This is a genomic window from Bacteroidota bacterium, assembly GCA_025059945.1.
Taxonomy (GTDB): Bacteria; Bacteroidota; Rhodothermia; order JANXDC01; family JANXDC01; genus JANXDC01.
Genome location: JANXDC010000001.1, coordinates 1 through 17748, shown reverse-complemented (window position 1 = coordinate 17748; position 17748 = coordinate 1). Strand labels below are relative to the sequence as shown.

Below are 17748 nucleotides of genomic sequence, written 5' to 3'. Positions count from 1 at the left end.
CCGGGTCGTTGCGCCCGGAAGCCGGCAAGCGCTATGTTTGCCTGCGCTATGGAACACCGGCTGCTGGCCCACGAGGTGGGGCACAGCTTTGGGCTGCGGCCTATCTTCGACGGCGTGACAATCAGCTGCGAATCGGGCCAGATTTGGGGTGTTCTAGGCCCCAATGGCGTTGGCAAATCCACGCTGCTGAAGATCCTCGGAGGCCTGCTGGAACCCACAAGAGGACGGGTGCGCTACGTGCATGCGGAGCGTTCTGTTACGGGGCCGGCCATCTCGTCCTGGGTGGGGCTAGTGGCGCCGTATGCGAATTTGTACGAGGAATTCTCCGCCTTTGAGAACCTGTACTGGGTGCTTGCGCTGCGGGGCGTGCGGCCCTGCCGAGAGCAACTAGAAGCGGCCTTGCGACGTGTCGAGTTGCCCGCGGCGCGTTGGCATGAACCGTTGCGTTTCTTCTCCTCCGGTATGAAACAACGAGCCCGGCTGGCGGCGGCGCTTGTGGCGGAGCCGTGGGTACTGCTGCTGGATGAGCCCACCACGAACTTGGACGCATCGGGTGTACGCAAGGTGCGCGCGCTACTGGAAGAGGAGGCCTTGCGGGGCCGAATCGTGATCCTGGCTACCAACACGGCCGAAGAGGCCTCCTGGTGTACGCATCGGCTGGATTTGCAGGCCTACCGGACGCGTCTTCACTCCAAACGATAATGAGGCCGGACTCAGATCTTTACCGCGTACGCCCCGTCTCGGGCGCCGAAGCGCGAAGGGCCTCCAATAGACGCTTAAGGAACGCATCCACCTGGTCGCTTTGAATCCAGCGCAGTACCACGACCAGATCGTGTTCAGGGTCGATGTAGATCACGTTCGCGCCGTTACCCAAGTGCGCGAAGGCCGTCTCCGGGGCGCTGGGATAGAGACGGCGGTCTGTGTTCAGAAACCAATTCATGAACCCGTAGGTGGGCTGAACCGGCGTGGGCGTGCGGGCTAAGGCGATCCAGCGGGGAGAAAGCAGCTGCCGATCGCGCCAACGGCCGTTGCGTAAAAGCAAGTACCCGAAGCGGGCCATGTCCCAAGCGGAGATAAACATCCCCCCTCCCCAGTGGCCACCGCCGGAGACGGACTGCACGAGACGGCCATCGAGCACAACCCAGGAGTTCTGGTAGCCATACCAGCGCCAAGTGGAGGAGGCGCCGATCGGATCCATGATCAGCTCCCGGAGCACCTCTGGCAGGGGACGCCGCCACACCTGCAGGGCGGCCAGGGCGAGCACGTTTACCCGCACGTCGTTGTATTCGTAGACGCTGCCCGGCTCGTGCCGGGGACGACCGATCCAGTTATCGGGGTTCGGATCAGGTCGATCGGCCCAATCGGGCTTGCCCCATAGCTCCCCCTCCCAATCGCTGGTCTGCCGCAGCAAATGATCCCAGGTGATCTTGCGGTTGTGGGGGGTGCCGAATAGATCGAGCAATCGCATCCGACCCAACGGCTCCGTCGCCCAGCGCGCATGGGGTTCCCAAAGCCAGATGGGGCCCACATATGGCCAGACGGGATCCCGCAGATCCCGGATAAGCCCTCGCTCCAGAGCCAGCCCTACCACCGTGGACAGAAAGCTCTTGGTTACGCTGAAGGCCATCTCCACGCGATCCGGTTCCCCCCACTCGGCCACCACATATCCGCCCCGAATGATGATTCCGGTCTGCTCTCCTCGGGGGGCGAAGGGTCCTACGGGGTTTCCAAAGGGCTCTCGGCCGAAGCTTTGGTAGTGGGCTAGCTCCAGATCGCGCGGAGCACGCGATTCCTGCGCGCGGGCGAAGGCGATAGCCTCTTGTAGCTTACGCGGATCGAACCCTAGCAACTCTGGGGGGCGCTTGGCCCACGGGGCCGGCCAAGGATCCGGAAAATACGGCTGCTGCGCCCAGACGAAGGGTCCGGCCGAGCACAGCAATCCCAGCACCAAACAGGTCCGTTTCATGGGCAGCGCCTCCTTTCGGCGATCACTCGAAGACCTGCCTAAGCAACGCTTTCCAGCGCGTCCAGGCGGCCTCGCAGGCCCTGCGGTTGGCCTCGGTGGCCCCGGGAAGCTCGCCGGTGCGCATGAAGGCGTGTCCGGCCCCTTCGTAGGTGACGGGCTCAAACGGTACGCCGGCTTGGCTGAGCACACGGGCCGTGCGGGGCACCGTGGCGTTGACCCGCGCATCGGCTCCGCCGTAGAAGCCATAGACGGGGCAGCGGATCCGGCTCAGAGCGGCCGAATCCTCCGGTGCCGTTCCGTAGAAGATGAAGGCCGCGCGCAGATCTGGGTACGCGGTGGCGAAGGCGAAAGCCTGCGAGCCGCCCCAGCAGAAACCGGCGACGGCCAGGCGCCCGTCGGCGGCCGGAAGCCGACGGGCGCGCTCGGCTACGGCGCGCAGATCGGCCATCACCTGCGCACCGGGGAGGCGATAGATCGCCTCCCGAGCGGCATCCTCATGAGGAAAATCCGCGGTCCGCCCTCCGCCTGGGGCCATGCCCGAGAGCAGATCCGGGGCCACGGCCAGGTAACCCGCCTCGGCGAGCCGATCGGTCACGGAGCGCACCCAGTCCGTAAGCCCCCGGTTTTCGTGGATCACCAGCACAACGGGCGCCCGATCGGGGCGCTCCGGATAGGCCACGTAGGCGTACACCGTGCGATCGCCGTATGTGACCGCAAGCCACTCATGATGCCGCGGGCTTTCTAGCAAACGCCCCCGAACGGGATCCTGACCGTAAGCGGCCGAAAGCAGGCCGCAGAGCAGCGTCCCAAGCAGCAAAGGTCGCCGCATATCTGGCCTCTTCGATTTATGCCCACACGTATTCCACACGCCGAGCTTCGCTCGGATCCGGTTCTCCGAAGAGCTCGGGATGCAGCACTTGGGCCAAAAGCTCCACCCCGTCTACCACCCGAGGGCCCGGACGGCTAAAGTAGGCGTTGGCCTCTAGAGCCCATACGGGCACGGCATCTAGCCCCCAGGCGACCAGCTGAGGCCGAAGGGCCTCGGCCTCCTCTAGGACCTGGTCCAGTCCGTAGCCACAGGGCATCAGCAGGAGGACCTCCGGTTGGGCTTGCGCGATCGCCTCCCAGGAGGTCCGGTACGAAGGCTGGCGGGCTTGCCCTAACAGGCAAAGCCCGCCGGCTTGGGCGATCTGCTCGGGCACCCAGTGACCGGGCGCGAAGGGGGGATCCAGCCACTCGAGCGCCACCACGCGAGGGCGGTGCGTGAGGCCCTTAAGGGCTCTGTTGAGTACGCGCAGGCGGGCTCTTAAACTCGCCACCACGCTCTGAGCTCGCTCCAGGGCCCCCAGGGCCTCGCCTAGCTCCAGGATAGAGGCCAAGACCCCTTCCAGATCCGCTGGCTGCAGCGAAACAAGCCGGATAGCGTGCTCGGCCGCCAGAAGCTGCAGCTCGCGCTCCAAGGTGGGCAGGGAAACGGCGCAGACGTCGCAGAGGGCCTGCGTGATGATCAGATCGGGTCTCAACTCCAGGAGCCGCTCTCGATCCAGCCCATATAGGCTGCGACCCTCTTGCAAGGCCTCCGAGACGCGCCGGTCGATCTCCGCCGGGCTGATGAGCTCGCCCGGGGCGGCGATGGTGCTGTAGGTCAGGGCGGGAAGCGCGCGCACCCAAGGGGGATGATCGCATTCGTGGCTGCGCCCCACTAGATGATCTCCTAGGCCCAGGGCGCAGACGATCTCCGTGGCGCTGGGCAGTAGCGAAACCGCGCGCATGGCTTTTCCTCCGCGTAAGGAAAAATACGCACCCGTGGCTTATCAAGCTATCCCCCCACATCGACTCTCTGGACTCCGGCACGCGCCTTGTGCTTCAACTTTAGACGTCGTACCTTCGGAAGCGTCTTCGGAGCGCGCGGGCTTCCATGAGCTGGTTTGATTACCTCTTCGATGACGATCCGGAGTCCTCGATGTACGGGGATTCAGAGGCGCGCTTTGAGCGTCTGCTAGAGGACGCAGAGGGATACGTGGACTCCGAGGTGCTGGAAGAGGCCGCCAGTTATTACCTGGAGCAGGAGCGCTACGAGGAGGCGCTGCGGATTCTGGATCGCCTCATCGAGCAATACCCCTTTAGCTCAGACCATCTGATCCGGCGCGCGATCGCCCTCAATCATTTGAGCCGATTTGAGGAGGCGCTTGAGAGCCTCGAGCAGGCTCAGTATCTGAACCCCACAGATCTGGATTTGCATCTGCATCGCGGGATCGCGCTCGAAGGCCTGGGCCGTCTTGAGGAGGCCGAGGAGGCCTTTCGCGAGGTGCTACGGCGCAGCCCCCAAGATGAGGAAGCGGCCTTCAATTTGGCGCTCGTTTTGGAACGGCAAGAGCGTTTTGAGGAGGCCTTGCCGCTTCTGGAGGACTACGCGGAGCGCAATCCGCAGCACCGCGAGGCGTGGTATGAACTCGGCTACTGTTACGAAGCGCTCGGCAAACTGGAACGCGCCCTGGAAGCCTACGATCGCCATCTAGAAGAACACCCCTTCTCGGCAAACGCCTGGTATAATCGCGCCCTCGTGTTGGGCCAACTCAACCGCTTGGAGGAAGCCCTGTCGAGCTACGAAATGGCCCTAGCCATTGAACCGCATTTCAGCGCCGCTCACTTCAACAGAGGCCATGTGCTGTTGCAGCTGGGCCGCCTCCAGGAGGCGCTAGAGGCCTTCGAAGAAGTGCTTAGGCTTGAGGGAGAGGATTTCGGGGCGCTCTTTAACCTGGGCCTCTGCCATCAAGAGCTGGGCAATCTACACGCCGCCATCCGCTACTATCAGCGAGCCCTGGCCCAAAACCCGGAACACGCCGAGACGCATTACAACCTGGGCCTCTGTTTTGACAGCCTGGAGGATTACAAATCCGCCCTGCGCCATTTCGTCCAGGCCGCCCGCTTGGATCCCGACAATCCCGAATACTGGTATGCGCGGGCCGACACCGAATACAACCTGGGACGCCTAGAACAAGCCCTAGAAAGCTACAGGATTCTATTGGACCTGGATGCGCAAAACGCGGAGGCCTGGTACGACTACGGGGACACCTTGCTGGAAACGGGCCGCTTCGATCAAGCCCTCTATGCCTTCGAACAGGCGCTGCAGCAGCGGCCGCAATGGGCGCAGGCCCACTACCAACGCGCCCGGGCTCTGTACAACCTGGGTCGGTATCGAGAAAGCCTGCAAGCCCTGCGCGCGGCTGCACAGCTAGAACCGGCGCTGCGCGAGGAGCTGATCCGCGCCTTTCCCGCTATTCTGCGACACTGGGAAGAGCCCCGCTGAGGATCGGACGCGGTATGGCCGCCGTCCGCTACGTCGCTCTGATCGGACATCCGGTCGACCACTCGCTTTCGCCTTTGCTTCACAACACGGCCTTTCGGCATCACGGGCTGCCTTATGAGTACCTGCTTCTGGATGTGACGGATCCAGCCCGGCTGCCCGCCGTGCTGCTGGGGCTTTGGGCGATGGACTTTCGCGGAGCCAATGTGACAATCCCCTATAAAGAGGCGGTCCTGCCCTGGGTGGACGCTCTTTCGGATACGGTCCAGGCCGTGGGCGCGGCCAACACGATCGTAAACGACGGCAACAGGCTATGGGCCGAAAACACGGATGTATGGGGCTTCGTGCGAGCCCTTGCGCCCTACGAGGACCGCATTAGCGGTGGAGGCGCCGTGGTCTTCGGCTCTGGCGGCGCGGCCCGAGCGGTCGTATACGGGCTCCTTACGGCCTACCGGGTTAGCCGGATCACGCTTGTGGCGCGCAACTTAAAACGGGCGAGCGCGCTCAAGGCGCACCTAGAGCCTTATGGCCCGGCCGTTAGCTGGCGCGTTTGCAGTTGGGCGGAAGCCCGCCAGGACGTACAGGAAGCGCAGCTGCTGGTCAACGCCACCCCCCTGGGCATGAGCCCCCAGGAGGACGGCTCCCCATGGACCGATCCCTCCGCTTACCGACCTGGACAGATCGCCTTTGATCTGGTCTACCGACCCCGGCTGACGCATTGGCTTCGGGAGGCCTCAGCCAGCGGGGTGGAGATCGTCGACGGGTTGGCCATGCTTGTGCATCAGGCCGCGGCCTCCTATACGCTCTGGACCGGACGCGAAATGCCCCTAGAGGTCGTCTCTTCAGCTCTCGACGGCCTGCTGTAGCGATGCCCGATCTGGCGCTCATTCGGCCCCGCTTGTTTGACGAGCTCTCCGGGTACGTGGCCGCCTTCACCACGCGCCGCGGCGGGGTAAGCCCCGCGCCCTTTGATACGCTCAATCTGGGGCTCAACACAGCAGATGCACCCGAACGCGTCTGGGAAAACCGCCGCCGTGTGGCCGAGGCGCTGGCGATGCCCCTTTCTTGTTGGGTCACGGCCGGACAGGTGCACGGAAACCGGGTCGCGCTCGTGCGCCAGCCCGGGCATGTGCCGGGCGTGGACGCTCTTGTAACGGACCGGCCCGGGCTGCTGCTTGGCGTGACCGTGGCCGACTGCGCGGCGGTGCTGCTGGCCGACCCCGAAGCGGGGGTGATCGGCGCGGCTCACGCCGGCTGGCGAGGAGCGGCCTCTGGGGTGCTCTTCGAAACCCTGCGGCTCATGCAAGAGCTAGGCGCTCGGGCCGAGCGGATCCGCGCCTACATCAGCCCGGCGATCGGGGCCTGCCATTTTGAGGTCGGAGCCGAAGTGGCCGCTCGCTTTCCGGAGTCCGTTGTGCTGCCTGGACCCAACGGACGAGCGCACGTGGATCTGAAGCGCTTCTTGGGGGACGCGCTCCTGGCCTTCGGGCTGGATCCAGAGCACCTGGAGGTCTCCTCCGCCTGCACCCTGGACGATCCGGAGCGCTTTTTTTCGCATCGCGGCGCTCAAGGGCGCACCGGACGCATGATGGGCCTCATAGGCCGATCCGCCTAAAGCGCCCTACCAGGGGGCTACCAGCAGCCCCAAGTACGGCTGCTGAACCTTGAGAACCGGCTCCGAGAGGTGCCCGGCTAGCAGGGGCAGGCGCACCGTCACCTCTAGCGTCCGCAGCAGCTCCGACTGAGCCACCCATCGCGACAAGCGGGCAAACTCGCGGATCCGATACCCGAGGGCGGCCGCCACCTCTAGCTGCCAGCCCGCGGCCGAGCGAAGCCGATCGCGCCAGGAGCCATTCCATAGCGCACCCAGGGCTCCCATAAGCTCAAGCCGAAGCGGTCTGATAAGCTCCCCTCTGCCCAGAGGGGCAGAACGTACATAGGACAGGCTTGCGCTCAGCACATGAGTGCCGCTTTGCCACCGGCTTGCTCCGCGCCCGACGGGCCCGTAGCCGTGTACGGGCGCGTAGCTATCTTGCAGGATCGGCTGGCCGGCGTTCGACAGATACGCGTAAGCCGCGTTGCGCCACTGGGCCTCAGGGGTGCCCAGGCCCAGCAGGAAGCGCTTGTGGGCTGCAATGCGGGAGCCGGCTGACCCCGCAAGAAGTCTTCCGATGAGCGCATCTTGGCCTAGCGGCCATACCCATTGCCGCCACAGCATGGCCCGCAGCCCCGAGTTTGAGCCTTCTAGCTGCAGCCGGCCTCCGCCTCCGAACCGGTCCGACTCCTGCAGGGCGAGCCCCAGCGTAAGCTCTTGACGGGGTTCCCATTGAAAGCCCGGACCCCGAAAGCGGCTCTGAGGGGCGTGCTGATAGGTGAGCATGAGCTCTAGGGCGCCTCTGCGCGGCCCGGGCAAGACCGAATGCCGAAGCTGGGCCGTCCAGCGCAGCTCCATTATGCCCCAGAGCCGAGCCCAGCGCAGCGCGCTTTGCGCGTAGGGGCTTAACTGCCGGCTTGCGCTCGCCTGCGCCTCTAGGCCGGGCCGCGGCTTGCGGAGGGGACCCGACTGGATCCAAGCCGTGGCGCTTATGGCGCGATCTCCAAACAAGTAGGCCCCATCCAGATCCAGACCCAGGCGCAGGCCCGTGTGCGAGGCGTACCAGAAGGCTGGACGCCAAGCTACGTGGTAGTGCCTCCAACCGGGCTCTACGGGCTCAAGAAAGGACCAGCGCACCGGGCCGGGGCGACCCCACACGTTGTTGAGCCGGTTGTAATCCGGCAGCCGAAGCTCAGGATCCAGCTCCACGCGCACGGGCCGGGCCGGCAGAGTGTCCCGGTACACGTAGACGGGATCCGTCCAGCGCCAAGGATCGCCCAGGCGTTCTCGGGCAGCCAAGGGCCGGTGCCCCCATTGGATGAGCTGGGGTATGTGGACCCGCTGAATCGAACCGTCGGCCAGCCGCAAAGCCAAGTCCACCGGAGCCAGCGCCAGGTCTCGGTTGCGCAGCCGCACTTCCACAGCCCAGCGGCCGTCCGGGAGCGGCCGACGACGCATGTGCTCTACAGCGTAATCGAGCTTGCGCGTCGTGTAAAGCCACTGCATAAAGTACCAGTCCAGTTCCATGCCGCTTACGCGCTCAGCCAGGCGGGCGAAATCGCGGGCCGTGGGATGTCGAAAACGCCAGGCTTCGTAGTAGCGGCGCATCAGCTGCGCGTGCGCCTCAGGTCCGATCACAGAACGCAGCTGCTCCACGATGACGGCGCCCTTGGCGTAAGCCGCCGTCGTATAGGCCTGATGCGTGGCGAAATGATCGCTGTGCAGGGCCATGGGCTCCTCCAGACCGCTTAAGGCGGTGCGCAGGTACGCCACATACGAACCCGTATGATCCGGCTTAAGACCCAACACGTAGGCGATCCCCTCCTGCGTAGCCCAGCTCGTAAAGCCCTCATCCAGCCAGGCCTCCCGGCTTTCGTTGTTGGCCAGCAGCCCGTAGAACCAATTGTGCACAATCTCGTGCACCGTGACGCCGAGCAGGCTCATCGGGCTGCGGCGGCCCGTGATGAAGACGATGTTCGGATACTCCATCCCCCCATCTCCGGCCTGAGCAACCGTAAGCTGCGGGTACGGATACGGGCCGAAGGTGCGGATGCAGAACTCCAAAATGCGCGGCACCCATTGGCGCATCGGGCGCCATCGCGGGGCTACCTCGGGCAGATAGAGCAGATGAATCCGGATGCCCTCCGGGCCCTGCACGACTTCATGCCGAAATTCGGGGTCTGCGACCCAGGCGAAATCGTGCACGTTGCGGGCCAGAAAGTGCCACGTCAACGTGTCCTGAGGGCTTCGGGGCCGCCCGTCGATGTCGGGATCGCCCGCATAGCCGTGTCCCACCTCCTGGGGGTTCTGGAGTACACCCGTGGCCCCGACCACGTAGTGGGCCGGAAGCCGAATCTTCACCTCGAAATCGCCCCAGATGCCATAAAACTCCCGGCCCACATAAGGGTCCGGATGCCATCCCTCGGCGTCGTAGGCGACAAGCTTCGGGTACCATTGGGCCATGGAATAGTCGACGCCCTCGGCGTTGTGCCGGCCGCTGCGGCGGATCTGAAGGGGCACTTGGCTTTCAAAGCGCATCTCAAGCACGGTCGAATCCCCCGGCGCAAGGGGACGGTTCAGCGTCACCTCTAGGACCGTCTCCCGCAGGCGCCAGGATACCGGACTGCCGTCCTGGGTGAGCTCGCGCACCCGGTGCCAGCCGTACTCCTCAGGCCTGAGGCGGCGGATGCGCTCCAGGCGCGCATCCGGATCCGTTATGGTACGGTTGCGTACGTCCATCATGCTACCCGGCTGAAAGGCGTTGAAATAAAGGTGATAAAACAGGCGCCGGAGCGTATCTGGACTGTGGTTGTAATAGAGCAGACGCTGCCATCCCCGCATCCGGTGCGTAGCGGGATCTAGGGTCACCTCCATCTGGTAGCGAACCCGCTGTTGCCATCGCTCCGGACGGGCTCCCTCAACGGTCCCCGTCACGAGCACAACAGGCAACAGCAATAGCCATCGACGCATGTGTTCTGGCTCCCTATTTCGAATCCCCGCAACGAAGAAACGCTACGAGCGCGGCTTTGAGGTGTAACGATTTATTGACTTACGCGATTTCGACCCCCCTGTACCCCGAATCTAGAGGCTTTACTCTTCCCTGACTGGCCTTTATTTTGCTCTCAGGTTTGTTGGCACTCAAGCCCCACGAGGCGAAGCAGAAAGACGACTCGGGGAGCAGTGGCAAGCGACCAGAAGGTCTTTAGAAGAACGTCGCCATGAGGCGCATTCGAACACGCGCGTGGATCCTGCTTATCGTCTGGGCGCTGTTGGGGTCCACGGATGCCCTGCTGGCGCAGACAATCTATTACGTAAGTCCATCGGGTCACGACGGAGCCGACGGCAGGAGTCCGGAACGGGCCTTTCGCACTATTGGCAAAGCGGCCACTGTGGCCGGCCCGGGGGATACGGTCATCCTGCTACCCGGAGTATACCGGGAGGTGCTCTTTCCGCGGCGAAGCGGCAGACCCGGTGCGCCGATTACGTTTCGAGCCCGTCGGCTGGGGGAGGTCGTCGTAACCTCCCTTGAGGTGGCCACAGGATGGCAACTTTACCGGGGTCGGATTTACCGCTGCCCCGTGCTCCCTCCTTGGGAAGGCTGGGAGCCTCGGCAGGTCTTCGAAAACCTGCAACCCTTGCAGCGCCGAGCCGACCTCGGGGCGCTAAATGGACCCGGGCAGTGGGCCTACCAGAACGGCTACCTGTACGTGCGCACTTTCGACGATAGCCATCCCGACACCAAACAGATCGAATACGACAGCCGGGACTGCGTCGTCAGCGACGGCGGCTATCGGCACCATATCGTGATCGAAAACCTCATCCTGCGGGGCTCAAACGGCCCAGCCGCCTATGAGGACAACCGTGGCACCGTGCTCATCTGGCACTCCAGCTACTGGACCTTTCGAAACCTCATCATCGAGAAAAGCCACAGCGACGGATTTGTGTGGGCCTACGAGGGGCAACGGGGACTAGTGGTCGAGGACGTGGTGATCCGCGACGTGGGGATGCGGGGTATGCTCCTGCAGGCAAACGAGTCCCGCAAACACGTAGGCATTATTTTACGTCGTCTTACCGTTACGCGCGCAAAAGACGTGGGCATCTTGATCCGCAACGCCGAAAACGTGCTTATCGAGGACCTGGAAGTGAGCCACTGCGGAGCTGGGGGCGTAAACCTGGTGCGCACGCGCCAAGTGCAAGTCCAACGCGCCATCGCGCATCACAACGCGCTGCTCCGCGACGACGAATCGGGCTTTTCGACGTTCGAGGACGTTGAGGACGTTACGTACTCAGACTGCGTGTCGTTCTCCAACGGGATCGGCCGTGACCCCGCTGTGCGCACCCGCTACGGAGCCTGGGGGTTCTTTGCGGATCGCTTTAGTCGGCGTATCCAATACGTACGCTGTATCGCCTTTGATAACCTCTCGGCGGGCTTTCAGGCCCTGGACGCGCAAGAGGTGGAGTATTTGCACTGCACCTCTTGGGGTAATAACACGCACCTACCGACTCTGATGGCGGAGTTCGCCTCAGGCTGGTTCGTCAACGACATCCCCCAGGACAACGCCCCGACCACGGTGCGGCTGACGAACTGCCTGGCCGTGAGCACGACCCAAACGCCGGCCCTGAAGGTATACGGCGAAGCCCGATCGGGTTTTCGTTCCGATTACAACCTCTGGTGGCGCGCAGACGGCGGCCCCGTCGTCCGATGGCATGAATCCGACCTATCCTGGCAGGCCTACCAAGCCATAAGCGGACAAGACCTCCACAGCCGATATGTCGATCCCGCATTGCGTCCCTTCTTAGTCGGACGAAACGGCCTATCGGAATGGCAAAGCGCCTTTGAACCTCCCCCCAATAGCCCCGCTCTAGATGCCGGTCGAGACGTAGGCCTTCCCTACTACGGAGCCGCGCCCGATCTGGGCGCAATCGAAGTGCTGGGGACCTCGACCCTCTTGAGCCGGATCACCCTGGAGGTGAGCCGACAAGACGATACGACGGCCGTCATACGCTGGCGCGTTCAAACGGACGTCCGCTTCTCGCACCTTCTTATCGAGCGCGCCCGGGATCAAGAGCCGTTCTTTCCGGTCGCACGGCTACGCTTCGAGCCCGAGGGACGTTATCTTGATCCTGTGCCGGCTAGGGCGCGTATCCATTACCGGATCCGTCTGGAGATGGGCCCAGGGCAATCGATTTACAGCGAATCGCGCGAACTTGCTTCGGTCATCCCGACGGGCTGGTCCCGACAAAGCGAGCTTGCCGTAACTCCAAACCCGGCTTTTTTTCCCAACCCGGCACGAAATACGATAACGGTGCGCCTGCAACTGGCTCGCACCGCCCGGGTGCAGCTGCTCCTCTATGATGTGCTGGGCCGTCTTGTGGGCCGATTCCTAGAGGGCACCTATGAGGCGGGCGCTCATGAGATCCGCTGCTCCCCCAAAGGACTACCCGCAGGGTGGTATCTGGCGCTTCTCCTAGTAGACGGTCGCCCCAGCAAACAGCAGCCGCTTCTATGGTTGGGCCGGCCCTAGGCCCGAACGCAGCGCGTTGTCGCCGGAGGCTTAAGAGACCTATCTTGAAGCGCGCATGGGCATTCGGGTTCGCATGGCTCGCATTATCACGCTGTTAACGGACTTCGGCACCGCCGATTACTTCGTGGGCGCGATGAAGGGGGAGATCCTATGCCGGGCCCCCGATGTGCACCTTGTGGACCTATCGCACGAGATCCGGCCCCATGATATCCTGCACGGAGCCTTCGTGCTGCGGCATGCCTACGCGCACTTTCCCCCCGAGACCATACACGTGTTTGTCGTCGATCCGGGCGTCGGAAGCCAACGGCGTCCCGTAGCCGTGCGGGCCAACGGCTACTACTTCGTAGGCCCCGATAACGGGCTGCTAAAGCTTCTGCTCGATGAGTCGCCCTTTGAGGCCGTCGTGCTCGATCGACCCGAATGGTTTCGGCCCGAAGTCAGCCGAACTTTTCACGGCCGGGATATCTTCGCCCCCGTGGCTGCACATCTGGCCAACGGAGTGCCCCTAGAAGCGCTCGGAAGCCCCATACGGGAGCTTACCCCGGCGCAGTGGACGCGGCCGATTCGCGGCGATGCGTACATAGTGGGCCAGATCTTGCACGTCGATCGCTTCGGCAACCTCATCACCAACATCCGGCCCGAAGACCTCCCCCCAAATCGAACGCCCGTGTTCACCGCCAAAGACCTGCGCTGCCGGGGCCTTGTGCCCGCCTACGCGGCGGTCGATCCGGGACAAGCCCTGGCCATTGTGGGCAGCGCCGGCTTCATCGAACTGGCCATCCGAGAGGGCTCAGCCGCTGGCGTTTTCGACCTTAAGGTGGGCCAGCGCGTTCTGGTGTCCTGGGAGCCATGAAGCGGCTTATTTTGTTCGACATCGACGGAACGCTGCTGCGCGTGCGCGGCCGCAGCCGACCCCTGGTGGAAACGATCCTGCAGGAGGTCTTCGGGCGTCGCATCTCCGCTCAGGGCTACGCGTTTGCGGGCAAGACCGATCCGCAGATCTTCCGGGACCTGGCCCGTCTAGGCGGGGTGCCCGAAGAAGAGATCGCGGCTGGACTGCCGGAGGCCCTCAGGCGATACCTTGTGTGTCTGGCCGAGGAGCTGCGGCCCGAACACGTAGAGGTGCTGCCGGGTGTGCGCGCGCTTTTAGAGGGCCTGCGAGCGCGTACTGAGGTGCTTTTAGGCCTGCTTACGGGCAACCTCGAAGCCGGCGCTCGGCTGAAGTTAGCGGCGGCGGGGCTTTTAGAATACTTTCCGCGACAGCGGAAGACCCCGAACGATGCGGACCCCCCCTTGCTAGGGGCCTTCGGCAGCGACGATGCGGAGCGCGATCGGCTTTTGCCCATCGCTTGGGCCCGCGCCGCCGCCTATGCGCGGCGAAACTTCACGGCCCAAGAAACCCTGCTAGTCGGGGACACCGAATACGACGTACGCTGCGGTCTTCCGTACGGGGTCCGCGTATTGGCCGTGGCCACGGGTCCTTACGGGGCCGAGGCGCTTCGGCAAGTCGGGGCCTGGCGCGTGCTCGAGCGCCTAGAACCTCCCGAAGTGGCGCTCGCTGCGCTGCTAGACGGCACCCCACAGGATGCGGGACTTTGAGGCCTTCACGATAAGGCTTGAGGGCTTCCGCCATCGCTTCTACCGGGCGGGAGCCCCGGAAGGTCGCCCCATCGTTGGTCTTCACGGCTTTGGGGCAAGCGGCCGCCTGTACCGGATGACCGCCCCATACTGGGCCGAGGCCGGCTATACGCTTTATGCGCTTGATCTTTTGGGCTTCGGCGAATCCGAACGGCCTCGGAACATTTGCTACAGCCTTCCGCTATACGTAAGCCTGCTATGCGCTTTTCAAGAGGCGCTGGGCATCGAACGAGCCCCTCTTGTGGCGCACTCGCTGAGCGGAAAAATCGGCTTGGCGCAAGCCCTCTGGCATCCCCAGCGCCTCAGCCACCTGATCCTGGTCGCGCCCGCCGGCTGGCATCCCGCTGAAAAGCTTCCGCTCTTGGCCCACGTGCCCGGGCTGGGCACGGTCTTCAGGAGCTTTTTCTCGCATCCCGTCATGGCCCATCTGCTCCTGCGCCTGCTTTTGCCGGATGCGGACCCCGAACAGCGCCGATCCCATCGGGACACGTTGGCGGCCCTTGTGCGCTCCTCCCGATGGATGGATCTGGATCGCTGGGGCCTGCGCCGCAACCTTTCAGATCGCCTCAAAACGCCCGTAACCCTGCTCTGGGGTGCATCCGATCGGCTGCTGCCCTTGCGCTGGGCAAGCAGGATCCGCAAGCGCCTGCCCAGGGCAAGGGTGATTGTGGTGCCCGAGGCCGGACATCTGCCCATGCGCGAGCAGCCAGAGGCCTTCGTGGGAGCTGTGCTCGGGGCGATCAAGTTAGAGGGCGAAGGGTACGTAACGACGCAACAGGAGCCGCACCGAGGACCGATATGAGGCGCCGAAGAGCTTCCAGTGCACCAAGAGGGGATACAGATTGTACAGGTCCATGCGCTCCGAGAAGCCCGGCTTAAGGGGATGCGCCTCTTCGTAGGCGCGATAAAACCGATCCGGGAACCCTCCGAAAAGACGCGTGAAGGCCAACTCCGCCTCCCGCCAGCCGTAATAAACGGCCGGATCCAGCAACCAGGCCCGCCCGTGGGCGTCGAAGTGTACATTGCCCGACCACAAATCCCCGTGCAAAAGCACGGGCTCCTCGGCGCACCCCGCAAGTAGCTCCTCCAGGTGATCCAATAGCCACCGCGCCGCCCGCGCCTCTTGCTCCGACAAGGGCAGCGTCCGCAGGAGGGGCTCCAGGCGGCGCTCCCGGAAAAACGCCAAGCCGTCGGCCGTCCACCCATTCGCTTGAGGCCAGAGCCCCAGGTAGTTGTCGCGCTCATACCCAAAGCCGGGGCCGCGAACGCCGTGAAGCGCGGCCAAAGACCGACCCAGAGTCTCCCATCCATGATCCGTCTCCGGACCGGGGGCGATATAGCGCAACACGATCCCACGAGGATGCACCGCCAGCACTTCGGGCGTGCGCACTAAGCCTGTTGCGGCCAGACGCCGCAGCCCGTCGGCTTCGGCCGCAAAATGATCCGGAGGCGCATCGGCGTTTTGCTTGACCACGACCGTCTCGTTTCCCTCAAGCTCCACGGCCAACACGGTGTGGATGCAGCCCCCTCGCAAGGGGCGCATCCGGCGCGGGGTCCCCCCAAGACAAGCCCGCAGCTCGGCAAGCAGCACGGTCAGGGCCTGTTTGGCTATTGAACCGGAAGGGGTTCTAGGGCGTATTGGGCCACGAGGACCTTGAGCAGGTTCCGACAGGAACGCTCTAACATCGCGTATACGTGTTCGTAGGCCTTGCGCCCTTGGCCCCAGGGATCGGGCACCTCGTAGTCTTCGGGATCGGAATCAAATGCGCGCAACAAGCGCACCTTGTGCTCGTGCTGAGCTGCCGTATCCCAGTAGAGCACGTTCCGCAGGTTTTCTTTGTCCATGACCAAAATGTGATCGTAGTACTCCAGATCCTCCGGGCCGAACTGCCGGGCTCGATGGGGAAAATCGGCCCCATGCTCCTGCAGGATGCGACGCGTCTGCGGATGCGCAGGCTCGCCGACGTGCCACGAGCCGGTGCCGGCCGAATCTACCTCGAAGCGCCCCTCCAGGCCGACCTCCCGAAGGAGCTTGCGAAAGATCCCTTCGGCCATAGGGCTGCGACAGATGTTGCCCAAACAGACGAAGAGCACGCGAATCGGACGGTTCATCGATCGCTTCCTCAGACTAAAGCGGACCCGCTTCTATACGCCTTCTTGGGAATTGAGGATCCGGCCTACACGCGCGGCAGGATCACCCGCATGGGCTGATCTTGGTACTTGCCTTCCCGGTCGGCGTAGGTGACCTCGCAGGGCTCACCTTCCAGAAAGATCAGCTGTACAACGCCCTCATCTGCGTAGATTTTGCAGTCCGCAGAGCTTGCATTCGAGAACTCCAGCGTCAAGTATCCGCGCCAGCCGCTTTCCGCAGGCGTGATGTTGGCGATGATCCCGCAGCGGGCGTAGGTGCTTTTGCCGATGGCCAGCACGGTGACGTTCGGCGGCACTTGCAGGCGCTCCTTGGAGACGCCCAGCCCATAAGAGTTGGCGGGCAAGATAAAGTACTTGCCCTCGGGGCCTTCGTGCAGAGGGGCTAGCTCCAAGTGTTCGGGATCGAAGTTCTTGGGGTCCACGATCCGGCCTGGGATACGGCGAAAGACGCGAAACTCCGTGGGACTAAGCCGGATGTCGTAGCCGTAGCTGGAAAGCCCATAGCTCAACACGGGCAGGCCATCTACGCGGCGGATCTGACGGGGCTCGAAGGGCTCGATCATGCCGCGCTCGGCCATCTGCCGGATCCACCGGTCGTTTTTGATCACGCCTTACCTCCAGATCACCCGAGGCCCCCAAATATCGAAAGCTCAGGGCGAAGGCGGCAATCCGGCCCTCCAGAGCCCCCGGTCGTTTGGGGCATATTGACAACCCGGAGGCTCTGGGTCTATTTTTGCCTCCGTCCTTCCCCGGTAGCTCAACTGGCAGAGCAAGCGGCTGTTAACCGCTGGGTTGCAGGTTCGAGTCCTGCCCGGGGAGCAAGCAAAGGGGGGGCCCTACGAGGGCCCCCTGTGGTGTACCAGCCGTTAGAGACCAGGGAGGGGAATGTTTACCGAAGCGGCGGGAATGACGTGCTTGAGGTCTGCATGCAGGAGATCTCCAGTATGATCATCGCCACGCCGGAGGCGCACGTCGTCATACGCAAAACTGGCTAACGGCTAGCCTAGCCCGGGAAAGCCCCTGGCCACAGGCCAGGGATTTGTTTTCTGTACGCCCCCCCTGCTGGGGGCCTAATTTATTTGCGGCTAGCCAGGTTAAGCTGGCACACCTAAAGAAGGGAGGCAGGTTCATGCTGTACACCGCACGCTTACGCAGCATTACACCCTAGGTACGGGTGGGGGAACAAACTTCACCAGGGGCCTTGCTGAGCAGCTTAACGTTTTGCATTTGGCCCCTTGTGGGCCTAAGGATGAAAAAAACTAGGCTGCCCTGCGTAAGGAGCTAGGCCCAGGGCCCAGCATGTTCTTCGTACAACAGGAAAAGAGATTGGGGGGATTTTACAGTAGTCAGCCATATAGGCCACACAGACCGCCCTGAATCGCTTTTTTTGGTGTATAACAGAGCTAGCCTGCCAGGGAGAAGGCAGGGTACTGATTTAGAGACGGCCTTGGAGACCGCGGGTTACCTTAACGGCCATGCGGCGCTACACAAAACGCACCGGTTGTTAGAGCCGGATTTGTGGTCTTGGTATTGGAATGTTATGCAGAGGCGCGGGGCCACGATTTGG

The 17748-nt window shown here is 63.4% G+C and carries 16 protein-coding genes and 1 tRNA gene; 10 read left to right on the top strand and 7 right to left on the bottom strand.

Annotated elements, in window-relative coordinates; genetic code table 11:
- The first annotated feature begins 33 nt into the window (after window positions 1–33).
- Complete coding sequence (locus tag NZ993_00085) at window positions 34–702, top strand: ABC transporter ATP-binding protein (GenBank protein ID MCS7154197.1); 669 nt, start codon at window positions 34–36, stop codon at window positions 700–702.
- 19 nt (window positions 703–721) lie between these two features.
- Here the strand turns inward: NZ993_00085 and NZ993_00080 are convergent, their stop codons facing one another.
- The 3 genes from NZ993_00080 to NZ993_00070 are packed head-to-tail and all read right to left on the bottom strand — an operon-like array spanning window position 722 to window position 3738.
- Window positions 722–1966 carry a beta-lactamase family protein gene (locus NZ993_00080; protein ID MCS7154196.1) on the bottom strand — a complete coding sequence of 415 codons (1245 nt, stop codon included), beginning with the start codon at window positions 1964–1966 and terminating at the stop codon, window positions 722–724.
- 22 nt (window positions 1967–1988) lie between these two features.
- Window positions 1989–2795 carry a dienelactone hydrolase family protein gene (locus NZ993_00075; protein MCS7154195.1) on the bottom strand — a complete coding sequence of 269 codons (807 nt, stop codon included), beginning with the start codon at window positions 2793–2795 and terminating at the stop codon, window positions 1989–1991.
- 16 nt (window positions 2796–2811) lie between these two features.
- On the bottom strand, window positions 2812–3738 hold the full coding sequence (locus tag NZ993_00070; protein ID MCS7154194.1) for a cobalamin-binding protein: 927 nt from the start codon (window positions 3736–3738) through the stop codon (window positions 2812–2814).
- Window positions 3739–3884: 146 nt separating this feature from the next.
- On the opposite strand from NZ993_00070, the gene NZ993_00065 reads away from it, so the two are divergent.
- Genes NZ993_00065 through pgeF form a run of 3 tightly spaced genes read left to right on the top strand, consistent with a single transcriptional unit; the run spans window position 3885 to window position 6888 of the window.
- On the top strand, window positions 3885–5276 hold the full coding sequence (locus NZ993_00065; GenBank protein ID MCS7154193.1) for a tetratricopeptide repeat protein: 1392 nt from the start codon (window positions 3885–3887) through the stop codon (window positions 5274–5276).
- A 14-nt stretch (window positions 5277–5290) separates the two neighbouring features.
- Window positions 5291–6139, top strand: a complete 849-nt coding sequence (gene aroE, locus NZ993_00060; protein MCS7154192.1) for a shikimate dehydrogenase — start codon at window positions 5291–5293, stop codon at window positions 6137–6139.
- 2 nt (window positions 6140–6141) lie between these two features.
- A complete protein-coding gene (gene pgeF / locus NZ993_00055; GenBank protein ID MCS7154191.1) occupies window positions 6142–6888 on the top strand; it encodes a peptidoglycan editing factor PgeF in 747 nt (248 codons plus the stop codon).
- A gap of 6 nt (window positions 6889–6894) precedes the next feature.
- Here the strand turns inward: pgeF and NZ993_00050 are convergent, their stop codons facing one another.
- Window positions 6895–9837, bottom strand: a complete 2943-nt coding sequence (locus NZ993_00050; protein ID MCS7154190.1) for a M1 family metallopeptidase — start codon at window positions 9835–9837, stop codon at window positions 6895–6897.
- A 248-nt stretch (window positions 9838–10085) separates the two neighbouring features.
- Here NZ993_00050 and NZ993_00045 point away from each other — a divergent pair, with 248 nt between their 5' ends.
- The 4 genes from NZ993_00045 to NZ993_00030 are packed head-to-tail and all read left to right on the top strand — an operon-like array spanning window position 10086 to window position 14832.
- Window positions 10086–12392 carry a right-handed parallel beta-helix repeat-containing protein gene (locus tag NZ993_00045; GenBank protein MCS7154189.1) on the top strand — a complete coding sequence of 769 codons (2307 nt, stop codon included), beginning with the start codon at window positions 10086–10088 and terminating at the stop codon, window positions 12390–12392.
- A gap of 55 nt (window positions 12393–12447) precedes the next feature.
- Window positions 12448–13245, top strand: a complete 798-nt coding sequence (locus tag NZ993_00040; protein MCS7154188.1) for an SAM-dependent chlorinase/fluorinase — start codon at window positions 12448–12450, stop codon at window positions 13243–13245.
- Window positions 13242–13991, top strand: a complete 750-nt coding sequence (locus NZ993_00035) for an HAD hydrolase-like protein (GenBank protein ID MCS7154187.1) — start codon at window positions 13242–13244, stop codon at window positions 13989–13991. The genes NZ993_00040 and NZ993_00035 overlap by 4 nt, the downstream gene beginning before the upstream one ends.
- Window positions 13978–14832, top strand: a complete 855-nt coding sequence (locus tag NZ993_00030) for an alpha/beta hydrolase (protein MCS7154186.1) — start codon at window positions 13978–13980, stop codon at window positions 14830–14832. Before NZ993_00035 ends, NZ993_00030 begins: the two co-directional genes overlap by 14 nt.
- Here NZ993_00030 and NZ993_00025 read toward each other — a convergent pair.
- The 3 genes from NZ993_00025 to dcd form a co-directional block, all read right to left on the bottom strand.
- Entirely contained in the window at window positions 14776–15621 is an 846-nt protein-coding gene (locus NZ993_00025; GenBank protein ID MCS7154185.1) for a fructosamine kinase family protein, read from the bottom strand. The two genes, NZ993_00030 and NZ993_00025, sit on opposite strands and share 57 nt — an antisense overlap.
- A gap of 17 nt (window positions 15622–15638) precedes the next feature.
- The gene (locus NZ993_00020; protein ID MCS7154184.1) at window positions 15639–16142 is read right to left on the bottom strand and encodes a low molecular weight phosphotyrosine protein phosphatase; all 504 of its coding nucleotides are present in this window, start codon (window positions 16140–16142) and stop codon (window positions 15639–15641) included.
- Window positions 16143–16207: 65 nt separating this feature from the next.
- Window positions 16208–16789, bottom strand: a complete 582-nt coding sequence (dcd, locus tag NZ993_00015) for a dCTP deaminase (GenBank protein ID MCS7154183.1) — start codon at window positions 16787–16789, stop codon at window positions 16208–16210.
- Between the two features lie 138 nt (window positions 16790–16927).
- On the opposite strand from dcd, the gene NZ993_00010 reads away from it, so the two are divergent.
- Both NZ993_00010 and NZ993_00005 read left to right on the top strand, forming a co-directional pair.
- A tRNA-Asn gene (locus NZ993_00010) sits at window positions 16928–17000 on the top strand.
- A 32-nt stretch (window positions 17001–17032) separates the two neighbouring features.
- Window positions 17033–17176 carry a hypothetical protein gene (locus NZ993_00005; GenBank protein ID MCS7154182.1) on the top strand — a complete coding sequence of 48 codons (144 nt, stop codon included), beginning with the start codon at window positions 17033–17035 and terminating at the stop codon, window positions 17174–17176.
- Window positions 17177–17748: the final 572 nt, after the last annotated feature.